Raw genomic sequence first — 22,372 nt, 5'->3', positions numbered from 1 at the left:
GAATAGAGCACGCCGGCGACCCTCGTTGAGTCATCCGGCGCGCTTATCCACGCAATATCAATGGCCTGCCGCGGCGGCGACTTCGGCGGCGAAGTCGCTCTCCTGCTTCTCAACGCCCTCGCCGAGCGCGAAACGCACGAAACCGGCGATGCGGATGGGACCACCCACCTTGCCTTCGCTCTCCTTGACGGCCTGAGCCACCGTCTTGGAAGGCTCATGAACGAACGCCTGATCGAGCAGCGTGACTTCCTTGAAGAAGGTCTTCAGGCCGCTCTCGACAATCTTCTCGACCACGTTCGCCGGCTTGCCGGAGGCGCGGGCCTTGTCGGCCAGAACCTCGCGCTCGCGCGCGACGACGTCGGCGTCAACGCCTGCGGCGTCCAGCGCCTGCGGGTTGGCCGCAGCGATGTGCATGGCGACCTGGCGGCCGAGAGCGGCGAGTTCATCCGCATTGCCGGTCGATTCGAGCGCGACCAGCACGCCGATCTTGCCGAGGCCTTCGCCCACCGAGCTGTGGAGATAGGAACCGACGATGCCCTGCTGAACCTGCAGCAGCTTGGCGCGACGCAGGTTCATGTTCTCGCCGATGGTGGCGATGGTCGAGGAGATGGCTTCGGCAACCGTGCCGCCACCGGGGAACGCCGCGGCCTTGATGGCCTCGACATCATCGCCGGCCTCGAGCGCCACAGCGGCGATGCCGCGCACCAGGCCCTGGAACTGGTCGTTGCGGGCGACGAAGTCGGTCTCCGAATTCACCTCGACGACCACACCCTTCGTGCCGGCCGCATTGAGGCCGATCAGGCCTTCGGCGGCGACCCGGCCGGCCTTCTTGGCGGCCTTGGCAAGGCCCTTCTTGCGGAGCCAGTCGATGGCGGCCTCGATGTCGCCATCGACTTCGCCGAGCGCAGCCTTGCAGTCCATCATGCCCGCGCCGGTCTTGTCGCGGAGCTCTTTCACCATGCCCGCGGTGATGTTGGCCATGTCACGTTCCTCGCACGAATTGCATATGTCATTTGACGGCACGGCCGGCCGGAGGGTTTTCCGGGCCGGCCGTGCGTGTTCAATGTCGGCCCGTTACGGGCCGGCGGCACCGAAGTGCGGAGATCACTCGACCTCGGCGGTGAGTTCCTTCGCCTGGGCGATCCAGCCATCCACGCGACCCGGCAGGCCGACTTCCTCGCCGAGACGCTGGGCGTCCTGCGGGTCGAGGGAAGCGATCTGCGAGAAGTGGAAGATGCCGAGATCGGTCAGCTTCTTCTCGATGGCCGGGGACACGCCGGTCAGCTTCTTCAGGTCGTCGGCAATGCCGCGCGGGCCCGAGAGGGGCTCGAAGCTCTGCCACAGCGACTCGGAGGGCAGATCCTCGACCAGCGGAGCGTCCGCTTCGCCGAGATCGATGCCGAGATCGCCCTGGGCGCGGCCGATGCCGTCGATCGCGGCGCGCGCGACGAGGTCGCAATACAGGTTGATCGCACGGCCGGCGTCGTCATTGCCCGGCACCGGGAAGGCGATCCCGTCCGGATCGCAATTGGTGTCGAGAATGGCGGCGACCGGGATACCCAGGCGACGCGCCTCGGCGACCGCGAGGTCTTCCTTATTGGTGTCGATCACGAAGAGCAGGTCCGGCAGGCCGCCCATGTCGCGGATACCGCCCAGAGCGCGGTCGAGCTTCTCGCGCTCGCGCTGGAGCGTCAGGCGCTCCTTCTTGGTGTAGCCGACGCCTTCGCCGGCGCCGAGCAGCTCTTCGAGCTTCTTCAGGCGGGCGATGGAGTGGGAAATGGTCTTCCAGTTGGTCAGCATGCCGCCGAGCCAGCGGGAGTTGACGTAGTACTGGGCCGAACGCTTCGCCGCGTCCGCAACGGCATCGGCCGCCTGACGCTTGGTGCCGACGAACAGCACGCGGCCGCCACGGGCCACGGTGTCGGAGACCGCCTGGAGCGCGCGGTGCAGCGACGGCACGGTCTGGGCGAGGTCCAGGATGTGGATGTTGTTGCGAACGCCGAAGATATAGGGCGCCATCTTCGGGTTCCAGCGGTGCGACTGGTGACCGAAGTGCACGCCGGCTTCAAGAAGCTGGCGCATGGTGAAATCGGGGAGTGCCATTGTCGTGTCTCGTCCGGTTGAGCCTCCGCGGACGTGGCCGGCCGGCGGAAATGCCGGTCCGGCACCGGGTGAGCCGGCCCGCTGATCCCGGCTGGTTCAGCCATGGGAAAAGGATGCCGGCACGCGGTCCGCGTGCGGAATGGCGCGGCTTATAAGGGACATGCCCGCCCGGCGCAAGTCGAAGCCTGCCCCGCCCGAGACGGCGGACCAGCGCGCGCGCTCAGTGTGCCTCGACCTGCACCACGCCCGGCACCGCCTTCAGCGCCCCGGCGATCTGCGGAGACAGTGCAAAACGGCCCGGCAGCTTGATCTCGACCTCGGTTCCCCCCTTGTCGCCGACGAGCACGACGAAAGCCACCTCGCCGTCGCCGCGACCGCCGGCGAGCGGCGTGAGCCGGGTCGCGAGGCTCTCCAGCGGATCGGGCGAGCGCAGGAAGATGCGCAGACCCTTCTGCATCTTGGAAGCCGCCGCATCGAGCGGCTCGGCGGTCTGGATTCGCGCCCGCACATCCTCGCCCTGCAACTCGGCGGCGACGTGCAGGAGAAGAGCGGTTCCCGGCTCCAGCACCTCGCGGAAATGGGCAAGCCCTTCGGAAAAGATCACCGCCTCGAACTGCCCGGACGGATCGGAGAGGCCGACAATGCCCATCTTGTTGCCGGTCTTGGTTCGCCGCTCCTGCCGACTCACCACCGTGGCGGCGAGGCGCCCGGCCGAGGCGCCCGCCCTCACCGCACGGGTGAAGTCGCTCCAGCGCTGCACCCGAAGTCGTTCCAGCGCCTTGGCGTAGTCATCCAGCGGATGACCGGTGAGGAAAAAGCCGATCGCGTCATATTCCTTCTGCAGCCGGTCGGCCGGCAGCCAAGGCATGACATCGGGCAGCGGCAGATGGGCGGCGGCCGGGCCGCTGCCGAACATGTCGTTCTGCCCCACCGCAGCATCGGCCCCGCGCTTGGCGGCATGACCGAGAATCGAATCGATTGCGACGAAAGCACGGGCCCGGTTGGGCTCGATGCAATCCAGCGCACCGGCATTGACCAGGCTTTCCAACGTCCGCTTGTTCAGCGCCTTCGCATTGATGCGATTGGCGAAATCCGCCAGATCGCGGAACAGGCGGGAACCCCGCGCCTCGACGATGGCATCGACCGCCAGCCCGCCCACGCCCTTCACCGCCGCCAGCGCATAGAAGATGGCGCCGCCCTCCACCTGGAATTCGCGCCCGCAGCGATTAACCGAAGGCGGCACCACCTCGATGCCGAGGCGCTGGGCTTCCTGCCGGAATTCGCCGAGCTTGTCGGTGTTCGACATGTCGTAGGTCATCGACGCGGCGATGAACTCATTGGGATAGTTCGCCTTCATGTAGGCGGTCTGGTAGGCAACCAGCGCGTAGGCGGCGGCGTGGCTCTTGTTGAATCCGTAATCCGCGAACTTGGCGAGCAGGTCGAAGATCTCGGACGCCTTCGCCTGCGGCACCCCGCGTTCCACCGCGCCATCGACGAAGCGGGCGCGCTGCTTGTCCATCTCGGCACGGATCTTCTTGCCCATGGCGCGGCGCAGCAAGTCGGCCTCGCCGAGCGAATAACCCGACAGGGTCTGAGCGATCTGCATCACCTGTTCCTGGTAGATGATGACGCCGTAGGTTTCCTTCAGGCTCTCCTCAAGGGCCGGGTGAGCGTAAACGGCCTGTTCCTGCCCGTTCTTCACGGCGCAATAGACCGGGATGTTGGCCATCGGGCCCGGCCGATAGAGCGCGACCAGCGCGATGATGTCCTCCAGCCGGTCGGGTTTCATGTCGACCAGCGCACGCCGCATGCCGGCGCTTTCTACCTGGAACACGCCGACCGTCTCACCCCGGGTCAGCATGTCGTAGGTCTTCTTGTCGTCGAGCGGGATTGTGGAGAGGTTGATCTCGATTCCCCGCTGACCGACGAGCCGCACCGCGGTCTGCAAGACGGTGAGCGTCTTGAGGCCGAGGAAGTCGAACTTCACCAGACCCGCCTGCTCCACCCATTTCATGTTGTACTGGGTGACGAGCATCGGCGAGCGGGGATCGCGATAGAGCGGCACGAGCTGGTAGAGCGGGCGATCGCCGATCACGACGCCTGCTGCATGGGTTGAAGCATGCCGGTTAAGCCCTTCCAGACGCACGGCAATGTCGAACGCTCGCTTTACCACGGGCGTCGCATCGCGCTCGGCCTGAAGGCGAGGTTCGTCCTCGATCGCCTTGGCGAGCGTTACTGGATTGGCGGGGTTCTGCGGCACCAGCTTGCAGAGTTTGTCGACCTGCCCATAGGGCATTTCCAGCACGCGCCCGACATCGCGCAGCACGCCGCGGGCCTGCAGAGTGCCGAAGGTGATGATCTGCGCGACCTGATTGCTGCCATAGCGATCCTGCACGTAGCGGATCACCTCGTCGCGCCGGTCCTGGCAAAAGTCGATGTCGAAATCCGGCATCGACACGCGTTCCGGGTTCAGGAAGCGCTCGAACAGCAGGCCGAATCGCAACGGGTCGAGGTCGGTGATGGTCAGCGAGTAGGCTACCAGCGAGCCGGCGCCCGAGCCGCGGCCCGGACCGACCGGAATCCCTTGCGCCTTCGCCCATTTGATGAAGTCCGACACGATAAGGAAGTAGCCGGGGAACTTCATCCGCTCGATGATGCTGAGCTCGAAGGCCAGGCGATCCTCATAGTCCTTCGCGCTCAGGCCGGGCGCCGGACCGTGAACGGCGAGGCGGCGGGCGAGGCCCTCTTCGGCCTGGGCGCGCAACTCGTCGGCCTCGTCCCGATCCGGGGTGAAACGGGGCAGGATCGGCTTCACCGTGCGCGGTCGATAGGCACAACGGCGCGCGATTTCGACTGTATTGGCAAGGGCTTCCGGGAGGTCCGCGAAGAGAGCCGCCATCTCGGCCCGGGTGCGGAAGCGGTGTTGCGGCGTGAGCTGGCGCCGGTTCGGATCGGAAACGAGGCGTCCCTCCGCGATGGAAATGAGCGCATCGTGGGCCTCGTAATCCTCCTCGGCGGCAAAGAAGGGTTCGTTGGTGGCGACCAGTGGCAGGCTGCGGCGGTAGGCCAGCGCGATGAGGTCCTCCTCCACCGCCCGCTCCTCGGCGGCGCCGTGGCGCTGGATCTCGACATATAGGCGGCCTCCGAAGATCGCCTCCAGCGTCGCAAGACGCTCCTCCGCGACGTCGGCCGAACCCGCCGCGAGGGCGCGGTCGATCGGTCCAGTGGGACCACCAGTCAGTGCAATGAGTCCAGCCGACGCCTCCGCCAGCCACTCCGCCTTGAGGTGCGGTTCGACACCGTCCGTCGTCTCGAGATAGGATCGGGATACCAGCGCCATCAGGTTCCGCCAACCGATCTCGCTGGCGGAGAGCAACACGAATTTCGGCAGGCCGGCCAGAGCGAGAGCACGCGAGCGCTGCTGGTCGCCGAAATCGATCCCCAGCGAGCAGCCGAGGATGGGCTGGATGCCGGCCCCCGACATCTTCTCGGAAAATTCCAGCGCGCCGAACAGATTGCCGGTATCGGTGAGCGCGATGGCGGGCTGGCGGTCCTTTTCCGCCAGCTTGGCGAGCTTGGTGACGGTCAGCGCGCCTTCAAGCAGGGAATAGGAGGAATGCAGGTGCAGATGCACGAAACCGACATCGGCGACTGACATTCTGGCCTCTCCTCTCATTCCACGGCGGTGCCGCGATTCGGGAGCGCCGTCCGGCGGGCAGTGTGCGGGCGCGGGCGCCTCCCCGTCCACCCGCGGATCGGGTCGTCCCCGCTGTCCTCAGGCCGGCAACATTCAGACCCCGCTGATGATGCCGGCCCACATGCCGATCATGGCGAGGAACAGGCCGAGAGACGCGAGCGCGGCGGCTTCATGCAGCAGGATGCGGATCATGTGGACCTCCCGTGAACATGGCGAGAACATTGTTCCCCTTATGTCCGGACGTCAATCAATGTTCCGCTTCTGTTCCATGCCTCGGTTACCGAATTTCTAACGGCCATATTTTCGGGTAATCCTTTGGCGGAAAGCAGTCACCAGCGAGCCTGGAGCATGACGGAAGAATCCCTGTCGCCCCCTTTGGATGCCGTCCGCTTCCAGTTGAACGTGCTCGAGCGCGCCATGGCCATCGCGGCGATGGCCGCGGGCGCAGTGGCTGTCGGCGGCGCCCTCGTTCCGACGCCGATTCCGGTGCTGCAACTGGTCGCGAATGCCGTGTTCGCGGGGCTGAGCCTGCTCCTGCTTGCGCTGGTCAGGCGCCATCCGCAACAGAGCCGCCCGCTTGCGATGCTGTTCTTCGCGGCGGCTCTCGCCCTCGTCACCCTAGCGGCGATTCTCGTTCCGGCCGACCCTTTGCGGTTCTGCTGGTATTTTGGCGCGGTCGGTGCGGCCTTCCTCATTTTCGGTACGCGCGGGGGCGTGGTGACGACGCTTGTCGCGATGGCGGCGGCGGTGCTGGTTTTCGTCGTATTCGACGGACTCTCGGCCCTCTCGCTGGCGACGCTCCTCTGCGCTCTGGCCGCTGCAAGCCTGACCTTCGCGACCTTCTCGATGCAGGCGCACCGCTTCGTCCGGCTGGCGATGGAGGCGGCGAACCGCGATGCGCTCACCGGTCTCGCCAATCGCCGCTTCTTCGAGGCCGCGCTGTCCTCTCTCGAAGGGGCCGCCGCGCCTTTCGGGATGCTGATGATCGACATTGATCACTTCAAGACCATCAACGATGCGCTCGGCCATGATGCCGGCGACCAGGTTCTGTCGCGGATTGCCGGTCTTCTGGCCGCCGATGCGCGCCGGGGCGACGTCGTGGCCCGGGTGGGCGGAGAAGAGTTCGCCGTGCTCCTTCCCGGTGCCGACCCGCCAGCGGTGCTGGCGGTCGCAAACCGCATCCGCGAGGAGATCGCCGCCGCTGCGCTGTCCTACAATGGCACGGCGTTGAAGGTGACGGTTTCCGTCGGCGCGGCGATCGCGGCCTTCCCCGTGCGACTCGGCGTGCAGAGGCGGGCGGACGATGCGCTCTATGCAGCCAAACGGGGTGGGCGAAACCGCGTGGTCCTCGCCACGGATTGAGCATCGCCGCCGGTCCGCCGCGCCGCAATGGAAGGCGGGCTCAGGACCATGAGGTCAGCGCCGTCATCCGAACCGTCAGATGGGATGATGATCCCGACGGTGACGCGCCACGGCTTGCGCGAAACGGATGCGGCAGCCTTGTCGGCCCTCCACGGCGGTCGGGCTCTGCACGGAGATCGGGCGCTGGCGCCGTCTGCTCACGCCATCTCCACCACCTGCCCCTCGCGCAGCGTCACGCGGCGGTGCATCTGGGCGGCAAGGTCGAGATTGTGGGTGGCGATGATCGCGGCGAGGCCCGTCGCCTCCACCAGCTGCGACAGCGCGTTGAACACATGAGCCGAGGTGCGCGGGTCGAGATTGCCGGTCGGCTCGTCCGCCAGCAGCACGCGCGGCGCATTGGCGACGGCGCGTGCGATGGCGACGCGCTGCTGCTCGCCTCCAGACAGCTCGCCGGGGCGATGCTCCAGACGCTGGCCGAGGCCGAGATAGGACAGCAGTTCCTTCGCCCGCTTGGACGCCTCGCGCTTCGACAGGCCGCGGATCATCTGCGGCAGCATGACGTTCTCAAGCGCGGAGAACTCCGGCAGCAGATGGTGGAACTGGTAGACGAAGCCGACATCGAGACGGCGGATGCGGGTGCGCTCCGCATCCGAAAGTCCGGCGGTCGGCTTCTCGCCCACCAGAACCTCGCCGGCGTCCTGGTGCTCCAGCAGGCCGGCAATGTGCAGAAGGGTCGACTTGCCGGTGCCAGACGGGGCGACCAGCGCCACGGTCTGCCCCTCATAGACCGTCAGATCGGCCCCTTTCAGGATATCCAGAGTGCCGGAACCCTGCGCGTAGCGGCGCTCGACCCCCGAGAGCCGCAAGGCGGGTTGCGCGTGTTCCGAGTCGTACATCGCCTCACTCGTAACGCAGCGCTTCCACCGGATCGAGGCGCGCGGCGCGCCAGGACGGGTAGAGCGGGGCCAGGAAGGACAGAACCAGCGCCATGATGACGACGGCGCCGGTCTCGCGCGCATCCATCTCCGCCGGCAGGCGGCTGAGATAATAGAGCTCCGGCGAGAACAGCTCCGTGGCGGTGAGCCAGGAGATGAACTGGCGGATCTCCTCGATGTTGAGGCACACCACGAGGCCGAGCAGGAAGCCGGCCAGCGTGCCGAACACGCCGATGGAGGCGCCGGTGACGAGGAAGACGCGCATGATGGAGCCGCGCGTCGCGCCCATGGTGCGAAGGATGCCGATGTCGCGGCCCTTGTCCTTCACCAGCATGTTCAGGCCCGACACGATGTTGAACGCCGCCACCACCACGATGAGGGTGAGGATGAGGAACATCACGTTCCGCTCCACCTGCAGCGCGTTGAAGAAGGTAGCGTTGCGCTGGCGCCAGTCGACCGCATAGATCGGTCTCTGCGCCGCCTTGTCGATGGCGGCACGGTACTGATCCACCTTGTCGGGGTTCTGCGTGTAGACCTCGATGGCGGTGACGTCGCCATCCTTGTTGAAATAGGCCTGCGCCTCGGGCAGCGGCATGAAGACGAAGGCGCTGTCATATTCCGACATGCCGATCTCGAAGATCGCGGCGACCTTGTAGACCTTGATGCGCGGCGTCGTGCCCATCGGCGTCACGGCGCCGCGCGGCGACACCAGCGTGATGTTGTCGCCGGCGCGGATCGAGAGCTGGTCGGCGAGCCGCTTGCCGATGACGAGGCCGGAGCCGCCGTCAAAGCCTTCCAGCGTGCCCTGCTTGATGTTGGCGCTGATCGAGGGCAGCGCGCGCAGATTGGCCTCGGACATGCCGCGCACCAGCACCCCGGTCGCGCCATAGGCGGAGGATGCCAGCGCCTGCCCCTCGATCAGCGGCACGGCGATCTTGACGCCATCCACGCCGGCGATGCGCTTGGCGACAGCGTCGTAGTCGGTCAGCGGGCTGTCGATCGGCTGAATCAGCAGATGGCCATTCAGGCCGAGGATCTTCGAGAGCAGTTCGGCGCGGAAGCCGTTCATCACCGCCATGACGATGATGAGCGTGGCGACCCCGAGCATGATGCCGAGGAAGGAGAACCCGGCGATGACCGAGATGAACCCTTCCTTGCGCCGCGCCCGCAGATAGCGCAGCGACAACATCCACTCGAAGGCGCTGAAGGGGCGGGTTCCGGTCGGGCCTTCGTCGGCCCCTGCCCGCTCGTCGCTTCCGTCCTGTCGAACCGCCTGTGCGCTCATTCGAGAATCCGGTTGATCACCGCGTCGAGCGGCAGGGTTTCGCGCGAGCCGTCGGCACGGCGCTTCAGTTCCACCGTCCCGGCGGCGAGGCCCTTCGGCCCGACAATGACCTGCCAGGGCAGTCCGATGAGGTCGGCGGTGGCGAACTTCGAGCCGGGCCGCTCGTCGGTGTCGTCATAGAGCACGTCGACGCCGCGCGCGGTCAATTCGGCATAGAGCGTCTCGCACGCCGCGTCGGTCGCCGCATCGCCCGCCTTGAGGTTCAGCACGCCGACCTTGAAGGGCGCGATCGCCTCCGGCCAGATGATGCCGTTCTCGTCGTGCGAGGCCTCGATGATCGCCGCCACCAACCGCGAAGGGCCGATGCCGTAGGAGCCCATGTGCACGGGCCGCTCGACGCCGTCCGGCCCGGTGACCTTCGCGCCCATCGGCTCGGAATATTTGGTGCCGAAATAGAAGATGTGACCGACCTCGATGCCGCGCGCCGAGACGCGGCTCCCTTCGGGAATCGCGTCGAACGCGGCTTCGTCATGCTTCTCTTCCGTGGCCGCATAAAGGCTGGTCCACTGGTTCACGGTGTCCTGAAGCGCGGCGGGGTCGCGGAAGTCGATGTCGGCAGGCGGGGGCGCCATGTCGAGATAATCGGCGTGGCAGAACACCTCGCTCTCGCCGGTGGAGGCGAGGATGATGAATTCGTGGCTGTGATTGCCGCCGATGGGGCCGGTGTCCGCCACCATGGGAATCGCCTTCAGCCCGAGGCGGGCGAAGGTGCGCAGATAGGCGACGAACATGCGGTTATAGGCGATCACCGCGTTCTCGAAGTCGAGATCGACGGAATAGGCGTCCTTCATCAGGAACTCGCGCGAGCGCATGACGCCGAAGCGCGGGCGCACCTCGTCGCGGAACTTCCACTGGATATGGTAGAGGTTCAGCGGCAGGTCCTTGTAGGACTTCACATAGGCCCGCACGATCTCGGTGAGCATCTCCTCATTGGTCGGGCCGAACAGCATCTCGCGCTCGTGCCGGTCCTTGATGCGGAGCATTTCCTTGCCGTAATCGTCGTAGCGCCCGCTCTCGCGCCAGAGGTCGGCCGACTGGATGGTCGGCATCATGATCTCGATGGCGCCGGAGCGGTTCTGCTCCTCGCGGATGACGTTGCAGATCTTGTCCAGCACGCGCTTGCCGAGCGGCAACCAGGCATAGATGCCCGCCGATTCCTGGCGGATCATGCCGGCGCGCAGCATCAGGCGGTGCGAGACGATCTCCGCCTCCTTCGGGACTTCGCGCAGGATGGGCAGGAAGTAGCGGGACAGGCGCATCAGGAAAACTCGCGATTCGGCGGGCGGGATCGCCCATCAGGCTTGGTGGCGAGTGAAACCGGATCGCCCGCGAAAAGACAAGCCCTTCCACGCCGGGCCGCCGTCCGGCCGGACCTTCGGCTGCCGCCTTTCCCGAATGCAACGGCCTGCCTATTCCTGCGGCGGGCGTGCAAAACTCTGATGCAGCGCACAATCGATCTTTTGCAACGCAAGGATGACAAGGCCGTTTTCTTTGCCTATGGTCCCTGCCATCAAGAAAGGGGTCCGCCGTCGCACGATCTTGAGCGACGATCGGCCTGGGTCTCGGGAGGAATAAGTCAACAACAAAGCCCCCGGCAGATTGCCAAAGGCAGCAGAACCGGGTTGGTGGCGCGGAATAAAGAGAAGGCGAGACCTGAGGTCTCGCCTCTTTTTTTGGATTTAACGCTGGTATTACAAATACACAAAGCAAAAGAGCCGCGTTTCAACCGATTTCTTGCGTCGCCTCCCCACAAGCCGGGATGACTGGCAAGCGGACCGCGCCTCTGCCCTGCCTATTCCTTGGTATCGAACGGCATCGGGAACATGTCGAGCCGCAGCCACCCGCCCTCGATGGCATAGGCCAGCGCGCAGACGATGACCGCCGAGACGATGGTGATGGCGATCGCCTTGCGCAGCAGCATCGGGCGCACCGGGGCGCCCGGCTCGCTTCCCTCCAGCACATCGCCCTCCTCGCGCTGCGAGCGCACGCCGAAGGGCAGAACGGCGAAGATCACCGTCCACCAGATGATGAAGTAGATCGCGACATAGGTCGTCGGACTCAGCACGGTGAAGGTCATCGTCGCGCTCCTGCTTCACACCTGTTCGAGTTCGACGAGCGTGCCGAGCATGTCTTTGGGGTGCAGGAACAGCACCGGTTTGCCGTGGGCACCGGTGCGCGGCTCGCCGTCGCCCAGTACCCGCGCACCGGCCGCCCGCAGGCTGTCACGCGCGGCGATGATGTCGTCCACCTCGTAGCAGAGATGATGGATGCCGCCCTCCGGGCTGCGCTCCAGGAAGCGCGCGATAGGCGAGGCCTCGCCGAGCGGGGCCAGCAGCTCGATCTTGGTGTTGGGCAGTTCGACGAACACCGTGGTCACGCCATGCTCGGGCAGCGGCACCTCGGCCGAGACCCGCGCGCCCAGCGTATCGCGATAGAGCGCCGTCGCGGCGGCGAGGTCGCGCACCGCGAGGGCGACATGGTTCAGGCGGCCGATCATGCTCCGGCGCTCCCCTTCAGGGCTGGCGCATTTTCGAGCGAAGCATCCCGGTTCGCGTGAAGAAAATGCGGGTCGGCAGGGACCTGAAGCGTTCGCGCGACGCGGACGGGGCGCGCGCTTCAGCGCCTTCTCATACCGTAATCACCAGCACATGGCAGAGCGGCTTCTTGCCCCATACCGCATTCACCGCGCCGCGCACGGCACGCGTGAGCGATTCCGATACCGCGTCCGGATCGCGCCGGCGTGCCTTGGGCAGGGCATCGAGACAGTCCAGCACCGCCTCCTCGATCACCTCGCCGATGTCCTTGCCGCGCGCGTCATAGGCCGGCAGGCCGGACAGGTCGATCATCGGATCGCCGACGAGCTCGCCCTTGCCGCTCATCGCGACCGCCACCGACACGATGCCGGCGAAGGACAGACGCCGCCGCTCCTGGATCGCGCGGTCGGCGGAATCGACCAGCACCTGGCCATCCTTGTACAGACGGCCGACCGGCAGTTCCTCCACCACATCCGCGCCGAGCGAGGCATCCGAGCTCGCGAGGCGCACGAGGTCGCCATCGACCAGCCGCACCACCTGCTGAACCCCCATGCGCCGCGCCAGCGCTGCATGTTCCGACAGATGCAGCGGCTCGCCATGGACCGGCACCGCCACCTGCGGGCGCAGCCAGCCATACATGCGCTCCATCTCGCCGCGCCGCGGATGGCCGGAGACATGGATGAGCGCCGTGCGGTCGGTGACGACCTCGACGCCGTCCAGCACCAGTGCGTTGATGATGCGGTTCACAGCCCGCTCATTGCCGGGAATGGTGCGCGAGGAAAAGATCACCGTGTCGCCCGGCGAGAGCGCGATCTCGGGATGGTCGTCGTCGGCGATGCGGGCCATGGCGGCGCGCGGCTCGCCCTGGCTGCCGGTGAGGATCGCCACCACCTTGTCGCGCGGCAGGTAGCCATAGGCGTCCACCGGGCGGAAGGGCGGCACGCCGTTCAGCAGGCCCTGCTCGCGCGCGACCATGACCACGCGCTCCATGGCGCGGCCGACCAGCACCACCTCGCGGCCCGCGGCGTGGGCCGCCTCGGCCACCGAGCGGATGCGCGCGACATTCGAGGCGAAGGTGGTGACCGCCACGCGGTTCTTCGCGCCGGCGATGATCTTCGTCAGCTCGACGGCGACATCGGCCTCGGAGGGCGAATCCCCGTCGCGAATGGCGTTGGTGGAATCGCAGATGACCGCCCTCACCCCCTCATCGCCGAGCGCGGTGAAGCGGGCGGGATCGGTGACGTTCCCCACCACGGGGGTGGCGTCGATCTTCCAGTCGCCGGTGTGCACCACGAGGCCGAGCGACGTGCGCAGCGCCAAAGCGTGGCTGTCGGGGATCGAATGCGCCACCGGCACGAACTCGACCTCGAACGGCCCGAGCTGGATCCGCCCGCCCGAAGGCACGACATGCAGCGGGATCTTGGGCGCGCCCGGCTCGCCGAGACGGCGAGCTTCCGCCAGCGCGGCGGTGAACGGTGTCGTGTAGACCGGGCAGCCGAGCTTCGGCCAGAGATCGACCAGCGCACCCACATGGTCCTCATGGCCATGGGTGAGCACGAGGCCGACGATGCGCTCGCGTTCCTTCTCCAGGAAGCGCACATCCGGCATGATGAGGTCGATGCCCGGTATCTCCGGCCCGGCAAAGGACACGCCGAGATCCACGGCCAGCCACTGCCGCCTGTGAGACGGGCCGAACCCGTAGATTCCAAGGTTCATCCCGATCTCGCCAACCCCACCAAGGGCAGCGAAAACCAGCTCATTCGGCGGAGCGACCACGCAACAGCCTTTCAACCCACATGCGCCGACGGGAAGACGTCGCCGGCATTGATGATTTCACGCGATCCGTCGGCATGGCGCAGCACCATGGCTCCCGCCGGATCCAGCGCCTCGAAGACGCCCTCGGTTTCGCGATGGCCGAGCCGCACCGTCACCGGACGGCCCAGCCCTGTCGCCCGCCGCACCCAGTCTTCGCCGAGCGCGGCGAAACCGGCGCCGCGGCTCCACTGCGCGAGGCGGTCTAGCATGGCTGCGTCCAGTGCCGCCAGCAAGGCACGCGGCTCCGTGGGATAACCCGCCTTGAGAAGGCTCGTGGTGGGATAGGGCGTATCTGCGGGATGATGCGCGCAGTTGATGCCCATGCCGATCACCGTGACCGGGCGCCCATCCGGCAGGGTGGAGCCTTCGAGCAGGATGCCGGCCAGCTTGGCGCCGTCGATCATCACGTCATTCGGCCATTTCAGGCCGATGCGCAGAGGGTCGATTCCGGTGATGGCGCGCACCGCATCATACAGCGCGAGGCTCGCCGCGAAGCAGAGCTGCGGCAGGCGTGCCGGCAACCCGGCATCGACAAGCAGCAGGCTCGCATAGAGATTGCCCGCCGGAGACGACCAGGGGCGGCCACGCCGCCCCCTGCCTTCCGTCTGTCGATCCGCCACCACCCAGAGCGGGTGCGTGCCCCCGGCCCGCGCCATCGCCTCGGCATTTGTCGAGCCGATGGCCGGAAAGTGGAGAACCGGAGTGGGCGTTCGGGAAAACCCTGGCCTTCCTGCCATCCTCAGAAGAGCGCCCGTGCCGCCGCCCCCGCCGCATTGAGCAGCGGGGCCGGATAGAAGAACAGCAGGATGATGAAGGCGCCGGAAATGCCGAGCACGGCGCGCAGCTCGGTCGGCATCTTCTCGAAGCGGCCGGCCGGCTCGTCGAAATACATCACCTTGACGACGCGCAGATAATAGAAAGCGCCGACCACGCTCGACAGCACGCCGATGACGGCGAGCGTGTAGAGCCCCGCCTTGATGGCGGCGAGGAAGACGTAATACTTCGCCAGGAAGCCGGCGAGCGGCGGGATACCGGCGAGCGAGAACATCAGCGCCGCCAGAAGGAAGGCCATCACGGGGCTGGTGCGGGCGAGGCCGGCGAGATCGTCCGTCGTCTCGACCATGCCATCCTTGCGGCGCATGGCGAGCAGGCAGGCGAAGGTGCCGAGCGTCATGGCGAGATAGACGGTCATGTAGACCAGCACGCCGCGCACGCCTTCCTCGGTTCCGGCGGCAAGGCCGACCAGCGCATAGCCCATGTGGCCGATGGAGGAATAGGCCAGCAGTCGCTTCAGGTTCTTCTGCCCGATCGCCGCGAAGGCGCCGAGCGCCATGGAGGCGATGGCGACGAAGACGAGGATCTGCTGCCACTGCGGGGTGACGTGCGGCAGCGCCTCGATGGCCACGCGCATGAACACCGCGATCGCCGCGACCTTCGGCGCCGACGCGAAGAAGGCGGTCACCGGGGTCGGCGAGCCCTCATAGACGTCCGGCGTCCACATGTGGAACGGCACGGCCGACACCTTGAAGCACAGCCCCGCGAACAGGAACACGATGCCGAAGATCAGCCCGCGGGACGGCTCCTGTGCGGCCTTGGCGATCTCGATGAAGTTGATCGAGCCGGTGAAGCCGTAGATCAGCGAGGCGCCATAGAGCAGCATGCCGGAGGACAGCGCACCGAGGACGAAATATTTCAGGCCCGCCTCGGTGGAGCGCACCGAATCCCGGTTGTTCGCCGCCATGACGTAGAGCGCGAGGCTCATGAGCTCGAGGCCCATATAGAGCGCGAGCAGGTCGCCGGCCGAGATCATCATCATCATGCCGAGCGTGGAGAGCAGCACGAGGATGGCGTATTCGAAGCGGCTCTGCTTCTCGATTCTCAGCCAGTCCACCGACATGGCGAGCGAGGCACCGGCGCCGACCAGCGCCAGCACCTTGAGGAAGCGGGCGAAGGCGTCCACACGGAAGCTGCCGTTGAAGGTGACGGCGTCGTCCGAGCCGAGGATCACCAGCACCAGCGCCGCGAACAGCGCGGCGATGGCGAGGCCGTTGACGGTATTGACCGACTTCTCGCCGGCCAGCGCCCCGTAGAGGACGAGGCCGATGGCCGACAGCGCGAGGACGATCTCGGGCAGCGCGGGGCCGAGCGCAGGCATTGTATGGATCATCGTGCGGGCTCCGCGACGGGACGACTAATGACTTTCACGGCGACGCTCCTCACGGGATCACCAGCGACGCCGCCTTGACGACGCCGGCGGCCTGATCGGCGCGGGCGACGATGGCTTCGACGGCGACATTGCAGGCATCGAGGATCGGGCCCGGCCAGACGCCGAACAGGATGGCGAAGAACACCAGCGGCACGAGGCACGCCAATTCGCGGCCGTTCACGTCCATGATGTTCTTGAGGCTCTCCTTCTCCAGCGGGCCGAACACCACGCGGCGATAGAGCCACAGCGCATAGGCAGCCGACAGGATGACGCCGGAGGTGGCGAAGAAGGTCACCCAGTTGTTGCGGCCGAACGTGGAGATGAGGGTCAGGAACTCGCCGACGAAGCCCGAGGTGCCCGGCAGGCCGACATTGCCCATGGTGAGGATCATGAAGATCGTCGCGTAGATGGGCATGCGGTGCACGAGGCCGCCATAGGCCGCGATCTCGCGGGTGTGCATCCGGTCATAGATCACGCCGACGCACAGGAACAGCGCCGAGGCGATGAAGCCGTGGCTCACCATCTGGAACACCGCGCCCTGGATACCCGTCTGGGTCAGGGTGAAGATGCCCATGGTGACGTAGCCCATATGCGCCACCGAGGAATAGGCGATCAGCTTCTTGATGTCCTCCTGCATCATCGCCACCAGCGAGGTGTAGATGATGGCGACGATCGAGAGCGTGAACACCAGCGGGGCGAAATAGGCCGACGCCTCGGGGAACATCGGCAGGCTCATGCGCAGCATGCCGTAGCCGCCCATCTTCAGCAGGATGCCGGCCAGGATGACCGAGCCAGCCGTGGGCGCCTCGACATGGGCGTCCGGCAGCCAGGTGTGCACCGGCCACATCGGCATCTTCACCGCGAAGGAGGCGAAGAAGGCCAGCCAAAGCCAGTACTGCATCCCCAACGGGAAGCCATGCTTGAGCAGGACCGTGATGTCGGTGGTGCCGGCCTGCCAGTACATGGCCATGATGGCGAGCATCATGAGCACCGAGCCGGCCAGCGTGTAGAGGAAGAACTTGAACGTCGCGTAGATGCGCCGCTTGCCGCCCCAGATGCCGATGATGAGGAACATCGGGATCAGGCCGCCTTCGAAGAAGATGTAGAACAGCAGCAGATCCAGCGCCGAGAAGGTGCCGACCATGAAGGTCTCCAGCACCAGGAACAGGATCATGTACTCCTTCACGCGGGTCTGCACGGATTCCCAGCTCGCCAGGATGCAGATCGGCATGAGCAGCGTGGTCAGCAGCACGAAGGGCAGCGAGATGCCGTCGACGCCCATGCGGTAGCCGGCGATGTCTCCGAGCCAGGCACTGTGCTCGACGAACTGGAAGTCGGTGTTGGACGGGTCGAACCCGACCAGCAGCAGCAGCGAGATGACGAAGGTGACGAGCGTCGCCCAGAGCGCGACCCAGCGCGCATTGCGCTTGGACACCTCGTCGTCGCCCCGGATCATCAGCACGATGAGCAGGGCGCCGACCAGCGGCAGGAAGGTGACGACGCTGAGGATCGGCCAGTCGTACATCAGTGTGCGCCCCCGAACATGAACCAGGTGATCAGGGCGGCGACGCCGACCAGCATCACGAAGGCGTAGTGGTAGAGATAGCCGGTCTGCAGACGCACGACGCGGTTGGTGACGTCCAGCACGCGGGCGGAAACACCGTTCGGGCCGTAGCCGTCGATGACGCGCATGTCACCCTGCTTCCACAGGAAGGTGCCGAGCCACTTCGCCGGGCGCACGAAGAGGAAATCGTACAGCTCGTCGAAGTACCACTTGTTGAGCAGGAAGCGGTACAGCACGTCGTTGCGCCGGGCGATGGCCTTGGGCACCGCCGGATTGACCATGTACATCCAATAGGCGACCACGAAGCCCAGCACCATCATCACCGTGGGCGAATACTTGGCCCAGAGCGGGATGTGATGGATCTCCTCGAGGATCTTGTTCTCCGGGCTCATGAAGATGGCTTCCCGGAAGAAGTGCTCAACATCGTGCCCGACGAAATAGGGGTAGAGGATCGCGCCGGCGAACAGCGCGCCGAGCGACAGCACCCCGAGCGGGATCAGCATGACGAGCGGCGACTCGTGGGCGTGCTCGTAATGGTGGTGATCGTGCGGATGGCCATGGAAGGTCATGAACATCTGGCGCCACGTGTAGAACGAGGTGAGGCCCGCCGCCACGACCGTCATGACGAAGCCGTAGGTCGCGAACAGGTTCTCGCTCATGAACGCGCTCTCGATGATCGCGTCCTTGGAATAGTAACCGGCCGTGAAGGGGAAGCCCGTGAGCGCCAGACCACCGATCAGCATGGCGGCATAGGTGAACGGAATCTTCCGCCACAGCCCACCCATGTGCCGCATGTCCTGCTCATGGTGCATCGCATGGATGACCGAGCCGGCGCCAAGGAACAGCAGCGCCTTGAAGAAGCCGTGGGTCAGCAGGTGGAACACGCCGACCGAATAGGCCCCCGCACCGAGCGCGGTGAACATGTAGCCGAGCTGCGAGCAGGTGGAATAGGCGATCACGCGCTTGATGTCGTTCTGCACGCAGCCCACCGTCGCCGCGAAGAAGGCGGTGGAGGCGCCGACGAACATCACCACGTTGAGCGCGGTGTGCGACAGCTCGAACAGCGGGGACAGCCGCGCCACCATGAACACGCCGGCGGTGACCATGGTCGCGGCATGGATCAGCGCGGAAACCGGGGTCGGGCCTTCCATCGCGTCCGGCAGCCAGGTGTGCAGGCCGAGCTGCGCCGACTTGCCCATGGCGCCGATGAACAGCAGCAGGCAGATGATGGTCGGCGCGTCCCAGGTGTGACCGATGAAGTGGATGGTCTTGCCGGAGAGCGCCGGCGCGGCGGCGAAGACCTGCTCGAAGGCGACCGAGCCGGTCATGTAGAACACGGCGAAGATGCCGAGCGCGAAGCCGAAATCGCCGACGCGGTTGACGATGAAGGCCTTCATCGCCGCCGCGCAGGCCGACGGCTTGTCGTACCAGAAGCCGATCAGCAGATAGGAGGCGAGGCCCACGCCTTCCCAGCCGAAGAACATCTGCACCAGGTTGTCGGCCGTCACCAGCGTCAGCATGGCGAAGGTGAACAGCGACAGATAGGCGAAGAAGCGCGGGCGGCTCGGATCCTCGTGCATGTAGCCGATGGAGTAGAGATGCACGAGTGCCGAGACGGTGGTGACGAGGATCAGCATCACCGCGGTCAGCGTATCGACGCGCAGCGCCCATTCGACCTGGAGATTGCCGGAGCTCATCCAGGTGAAGAGGACGGTCACCCCTTCATGCCCGCCGAAGGCGGTGCGGAAGAAGGTGATCCACGAGAGCAGCGCCGCGATGAACAGCAGCGAGGTGGTGAGCAGCTCGGACGCCCGCGCCCCCATGGCGCGGCCGAACAGGCCCGCAATGAGGAAGCCGACGAGCGGCAGGAAGACGATTGCCTGAATCATGACCGTCCTCAGCCCTTCATCGCATTGATGTCTTCGACGGCGATCGACCCGCGATTGCGGTAGAATACCACCAGGATTGCGAGGCCGATGGCGGCCTCCGCGGCGGCGACCGTCAGCACGAACAGGGCGAAGATCTGACCCACGACATTGCCGAGGAACACCGAGAACGCCACCAGGTTGATGTTCACCGCGAGCAGGATCAGCTCGACCGACATCAGGATGACGATCACGCTCTTCCGGTTCAGGAAGATGCCGAGCGTGCCCAGCGTGAACAGGATGGCGGCAACGGTAAGGTAATGGGAAAGCCCGATCACCATGATGTCAGAGCCCCTTGCCCGACGGCACCTTGACGATGTCGATCGCCATCGCCTTGGTGCGCGCATTCTGTGCCGCGATGCTCTGGCGCTTGACGTTCTCCTTGTGACGAAGCGTCAGCACGATGGCGCCGATCATGGCCACCAACAGCACCAGGCCGGCAGCCTGGAAGAAATAGAGATAGTCGGTGTACAGCACCCGCCCGATCTGCACGGTGTTCGACACCGCCGGCCGCGCATTGGCGACCGCCCCCGTGACCCCCGCGCCGAAGGTCCAGCTCGAAAAGGCCAGAACCAGCTCGGCGAGGAAGATGAAGCCGACCAGCGCCCCCACCGGCAGGTACTGCAGGAAACCCTGGCGCAGCTCGACAAAGTCGACGTCGAGCATCATCACCACGAACAGGAACAGCACCGCGACCGCGCCGACATAGACGACGACCAGCAGCATCGCGATGTATTCGGCACCGATCAGGATGAAGAGCCCCGCCGCGTTGACGAAGGTCAGGATCAGGAACAGCACCGAATGCACCGGGTTGCGCGACGCGATGACCATGAAGGCCGAGGCGACCGCCACGCCGGCGAACAGATAGAAGAACAGCGCGGCCATGGTCATATCCGGCATCCCCTGTTGAGGCCCGCGACTTCCGGCCGAGTGCCGGGCGCCTTGTCGGCTTTGGTCGTCACGTCGTCATTCCTTGTTGCACGCGCCTCGCCGGAGGGCTGATCGCCCCCTGCGCCGGTGCCTTCTCCCGCGGCCGTCGCCAGCCGCCCGTCTCCCGCCTTCAAGGCCGCGGGCAGCCAGTCTCGTGCGCGCGCTCAGCGATAGGGCGCGTCCAGCGCCATGTTGCGGGCGATCTCGCGCTCCCAGCGGTCGCCATTGGCGAGCAGCTTGGCCTTGTCGTAATAAAGCTCCTCGCGCGTCTCGGTGGCGAACTCGAAGTTCGGCCCCTCGACGATGGCATCGACCGGACAGGCCTCCTGGCAGAAGCCGCAATAGATGCACTTCACCATGTCGATGTCGTAACGCGTGGTGCGGCGGGTGCCGTCATTGCGGCGCGGGCCGGCCTCGATGGTGATGGCCTGCGCCGGGCAGATGGCCTCGCACAGCTTGCAGGCGATGCAGCGCTCTTCCCCGTTCGGATAGCGGCGCAGCGCGTGCTCGCCGCGGAAGCGCGGGGAGACGGGGCCCTTCTCGAACGGGTAGTTCAGCGTCGCCTTGGGCTTGAAGAAATAGCGCATGGCGAGGAAGAACGCCGAGACGAACTCGGTGAGCAGAAGCGAACGGGCGGCTTGGTCGAGTCTCATTTTCGAACGCTCCTAGTCCGCCAGGCTTGCCAGGCCGAAGCCCACCAGCGGCATGCTCACCGCGACGACGCGGATCACGGTCTTCCACCACCGGACGATGCCGTCCAGCTGCTCGCGGGGAAGGCGGCGCCCTTCGCGCGAGCTGCGAATGGACCGCTCCATGAAGGACGGCAGCACGAACCACTCCAGCAGCCCGATGAGGGTGAAGAGAGCGGTCGCCGCCGCAAGGAAGGTAAAACCGCCGGTATCGAGCCCCATCAGCCACCTGCCCCGGGCGCCAGCCCCGTGAAATGCAGAACGGAAGCCACCAGCACCACCATCACCAGCGAGATCGGCAGGAACACCTTCCAGCCGAGGCGCATGAGCTGGTCGTAGCGGTAGCGCGGCACGATCGCCTTCGCCATCGCGAAGCCGAAGAACACCAGCAGCACCTTCAGCAGGAACCAGATGATGCCCGGCACCCAGGTGAAGGGCGCGATCGGGAACGGCGGCAGCCAGCCCCCGAGGAACAGGATGGTGGTCAGCGCGCACATGGTCATGATGGCCACGTATTCGCCGAGCATGAACATCATGTACGGGGTCGAGCCATATTCCACCATGAAGCCTGCCACGAGCTCGGATTCCGCCTCGCCGAGGTCGAAGGGCGGGCGGTTCGTCTCGGCCAGCGCCGAGATGAAGAAGATCACGAACATCGGGAACAGCGGCAGCCAGTACCAGCCGAACAGGCCGAGCGGCTTGTCCTGGGCCTCGACGATGGCCGAGAGGTTCAGCGAGCCGGCGCACATCAGCACCGTGACGATGACGAAGCCGATCGAGACCTCGTAGGACACCATCTGCGCCGCGGCGCGAAGCGCGGACAGAAAGGGGTACTTCGAGTTCGAGGCCCACCCGCCCATGATCACGCCATAGACGCTGAGCGACGAGATGGCGAAGATGAACAGCACGCCGACATTGATGTCCGCCACCACCCAGCCCGCGCTCACCGGCATCACCGCCCAGGCGGCGAGCGCCAGCAGGCAGGTGATGAAGGGCGCCAGCAGGAACAGGCCCTTGTTCGAGCCATCCGGGATTACGGGTTCCTTCAGCACGAACTTGATGAGGTCGGCGAAGGACTGGAACAGGCCGAACGGACCCACGACGTTGGGGCCGCGGCGCAGCTGCACGGCCGCCCAGATCTTGCGATCGGCGAGCAGCACATAGGCGACGATGATCAACAGCCCGACGAGCAGGCCCAGGCTCTGCGCGACGATGAGCAGAACGTGGAGGATCGTGTCGAGCGTGGAAGTCTCGGTCATTGTCCCCT

At 66.0% G+C, this 22,372-nt stretch carries 20 protein-coding genes; 2 read left to right on the top strand and 18 right to left on the bottom strand.

The features are described from left to right. Positions 1-57 precede the first annotated feature (57 nt). The 3 genes from tsf to dnaE form a co-directional block, all read right to left on the bottom strand. Positions 58-981: a translation elongation factor Ts gene (tsf, locus tag MWN34_RS01840; RefSeq protein ID WP_247025950.1), complete on the bottom strand. Its 924-nt coding sequence runs from the start codon at positions 979-981 to the stop codon at positions 58-60. A gap of 123 nt (positions 982-1,104) precedes the next feature. Beyond that, positions 1,105-2,103, bottom strand: coding sequence for a 30S ribosomal protein S2 (locus tag MWN34_RS01835; protein WP_247025946.1), 999 nt, complete (start codon positions 2,101-2,103; stop codon positions 1,105-1,107). A 220-nt stretch (positions 2,104-2,323) separates the two neighbouring features. Next, complete coding sequence (gene dnaE / locus MWN34_RS01830; protein WP_247025944.1) at positions 2,324-5,761, bottom strand: DNA polymerase III subunit alpha; 3,438 nt, start codon at positions 5,759-5,761, stop codon at positions 2,324-2,326. A gap of 387 nt (positions 5,762-6,148) precedes the next feature. Here dnaE and MWN34_RS01825 point away from each other — a divergent pair, with 387 nt between their 5' ends. Further along, positions 6,149-7,162 carry a GGDEF domain-containing protein gene (locus MWN34_RS01825; protein ID WP_247025942.1) on the top strand — a complete coding sequence of 338 codons (1,014 nt, stop codon included), beginning with the start codon at positions 6,149-6,151 and terminating at the stop codon, positions 7,160-7,162. Positions 7,163-7,359: 197 nt separating this feature from the next. Here the strand turns inward: MWN34_RS01825 and MWN34_RS01820 are convergent, their stop codons facing one another. The 3 genes from MWN34_RS01820 to proS are packed head-to-tail and all read right to left on the bottom strand — an operon-like array spanning position 7,360 to position 10,701. After that, positions 7,360-8,058 carry an ABC transporter ATP-binding protein gene (locus MWN34_RS01820; protein WP_247025940.1) on the bottom strand — a complete coding sequence of 233 codons (699 nt, stop codon included), beginning with the start codon at positions 8,056-8,058 and terminating at the stop codon, positions 7,360-7,362. A 4-nt stretch (positions 8,059-8,062) separates the two neighbouring features. Beyond that, entirely contained in the window at positions 8,063-9,382 is a 1,320-nt protein-coding gene (locus MWN34_RS01815; protein WP_425532037.1) for a lipoprotein-releasing ABC transporter permease subunit, read from the bottom strand. Next, positions 9,379-10,701: a proline--tRNA ligase gene (gene proS, locus MWN34_RS01810; RefSeq protein ID WP_247025938.1), complete on the bottom strand. Its 1,323-nt coding sequence runs from the start codon at positions 10,699-10,701 to the stop codon at positions 9,379-9,381. The genes MWN34_RS01815 and proS overlap by 4 nt, the downstream gene beginning before the upstream one ends. Before the next feature lie 180 nt (positions 10,702-10,881). On the opposite strand from proS, the gene MWN34_RS01805 reads away from it, so the two are divergent. Beyond that, a complete protein-coding gene (locus MWN34_RS01805; RefSeq protein ID WP_247025936.1) occupies positions 10,882-11,205 on the top strand; it encodes a hypothetical protein in 324 nt (107 codons plus the stop codon). Positions 11,206-11,234: 29 nt separating this feature from the next. On the opposite strand, the gene MWN34_RS01800 is transcribed toward MWN34_RS01805, so the two are convergent. From MWN34_RS01800 to nuoH, 12 genes are all read right to left on the bottom strand, one after another. After that, the gene (locus MWN34_RS01800; RefSeq protein WP_247025934.1) at positions 11,235-11,519 is read right to left on the bottom strand and encodes a DUF1467 family protein; all 285 of its coding nucleotides are present in this window, start codon (positions 11,517-11,519) and stop codon (positions 11,235-11,237) included. A gap of 15 nt (positions 11,520-11,534) precedes the next feature. Next, positions 11,535-11,939, bottom strand: coding sequence for a methylmalonyl-CoA epimerase (mce, locus tag MWN34_RS01795; protein WP_247025932.1), 405 nt, complete (start codon positions 11,937-11,939; stop codon positions 11,535-11,537). 130 nt (positions 11,940-12,069) lie between these two features. Continuing rightward, positions 12,070-13,692: a ribonuclease J gene (locus tag MWN34_RS01790; protein ID WP_281502807.1), complete on the bottom strand. Its 1,623-nt coding sequence runs from the start codon at positions 13,690-13,692 to the stop codon at positions 12,070-12,072. A gap of 71 nt (positions 13,693-13,763) precedes the next feature. Further along, complete coding sequence (locus MWN34_RS01785) at positions 13,764-14,528, bottom strand: biotin--[acetyl-CoA-carboxylase] ligase (protein WP_281502806.1); 765 nt, start codon at positions 14,526-14,528, stop codon at positions 13,764-13,766. Positions 14,529-14,530: 2 nt separating this feature from the next. After that, a complete protein-coding gene (nuoN, locus tag MWN34_RS01780) occupies positions 14,531-15,958 on the bottom strand; it encodes an NADH-quinone oxidoreductase subunit NuoN (RefSeq protein ID WP_247025927.1) in 1,428 nt (475 codons plus the stop codon). A 49-nt stretch (positions 15,959-16,007) separates the two neighbouring features. Then, positions 16,008-17,522, bottom strand: coding sequence for an NADH-quinone oxidoreductase subunit M (locus MWN34_RS01775; protein WP_247025925.1), 1,515 nt, complete (start codon positions 17,520-17,522; stop codon positions 16,008-16,010). Beyond that, the gene (nuoL, locus tag MWN34_RS01770; RefSeq protein WP_247025923.1) at positions 17,522-19,450 is read right to left on the bottom strand and encodes an NADH-quinone oxidoreductase subunit L; all 1,929 of its coding nucleotides are present in this window, start codon (positions 19,448-19,450) and stop codon (positions 17,522-17,524) included. Before nuoL ends, MWN34_RS01775 begins: the two co-directional genes overlap by 1 nt. 8 nt (positions 19,451-19,458) lie before the next feature. Further along, positions 19,459-19,767 carry an NADH-quinone oxidoreductase subunit NuoK gene (gene nuoK / locus MWN34_RS01765; protein ID WP_247025922.1) on the bottom strand — a complete coding sequence of 103 codons (309 nt, stop codon included), beginning with the start codon at positions 19,765-19,767 and terminating at the stop codon, positions 19,459-19,461. Positions 19,768-19,771: 4 nt separating this feature from the next. Then, the gene (locus MWN34_RS01760) at positions 19,772-20,377 is read right to left on the bottom strand and encodes an NADH-quinone oxidoreductase subunit J (protein WP_247025921.1); all 606 of its coding nucleotides are present in this window, start codon (positions 20,375-20,377) and stop codon (positions 19,772-19,774) included. A 203-nt stretch (positions 20,378-20,580) separates the two neighbouring features. Continuing rightward, positions 20,581-21,069, bottom strand: a complete 489-nt coding sequence (gene nuoI, locus MWN34_RS01755) for an NADH-quinone oxidoreductase subunit NuoI (RefSeq protein ID WP_170010056.1) — start codon at positions 21,067-21,069, stop codon at positions 20,581-20,583. A gap of 12 nt (positions 21,070-21,081) precedes the next feature. Then, positions 21,082-21,327, bottom strand: coding sequence for a hypothetical protein (locus tag MWN34_RS01750; protein ID WP_247025920.1), 246 nt, complete (start codon positions 21,325-21,327; stop codon positions 21,082-21,084). Next, complete coding sequence (gene nuoH, locus MWN34_RS01745) at positions 21,327-22,364, bottom strand: NADH-quinone oxidoreductase subunit NuoH (protein ID WP_247025919.1); 1,038 nt, start codon at positions 22,362-22,364, stop codon at positions 21,327-21,329. The genes MWN34_RS01750 and nuoH overlap by 1 nt, the downstream gene beginning before the upstream one ends. Between the last annotated feature and the right edge of the window lie 8 nt (positions 22,365-22,372).

This window comes from Ancylobacter crimeensis (assembly GCF_023016805.1).
GTDB classification, from domain to species: Bacteria; Pseudomonadota; Alphaproteobacteria; order Rhizobiales; family Xanthobacteraceae; genus Ancylobacter; species Ancylobacter crimeensis.
This window is presented reverse-complemented; position numbering and strand designations above follow the sequence as displayed.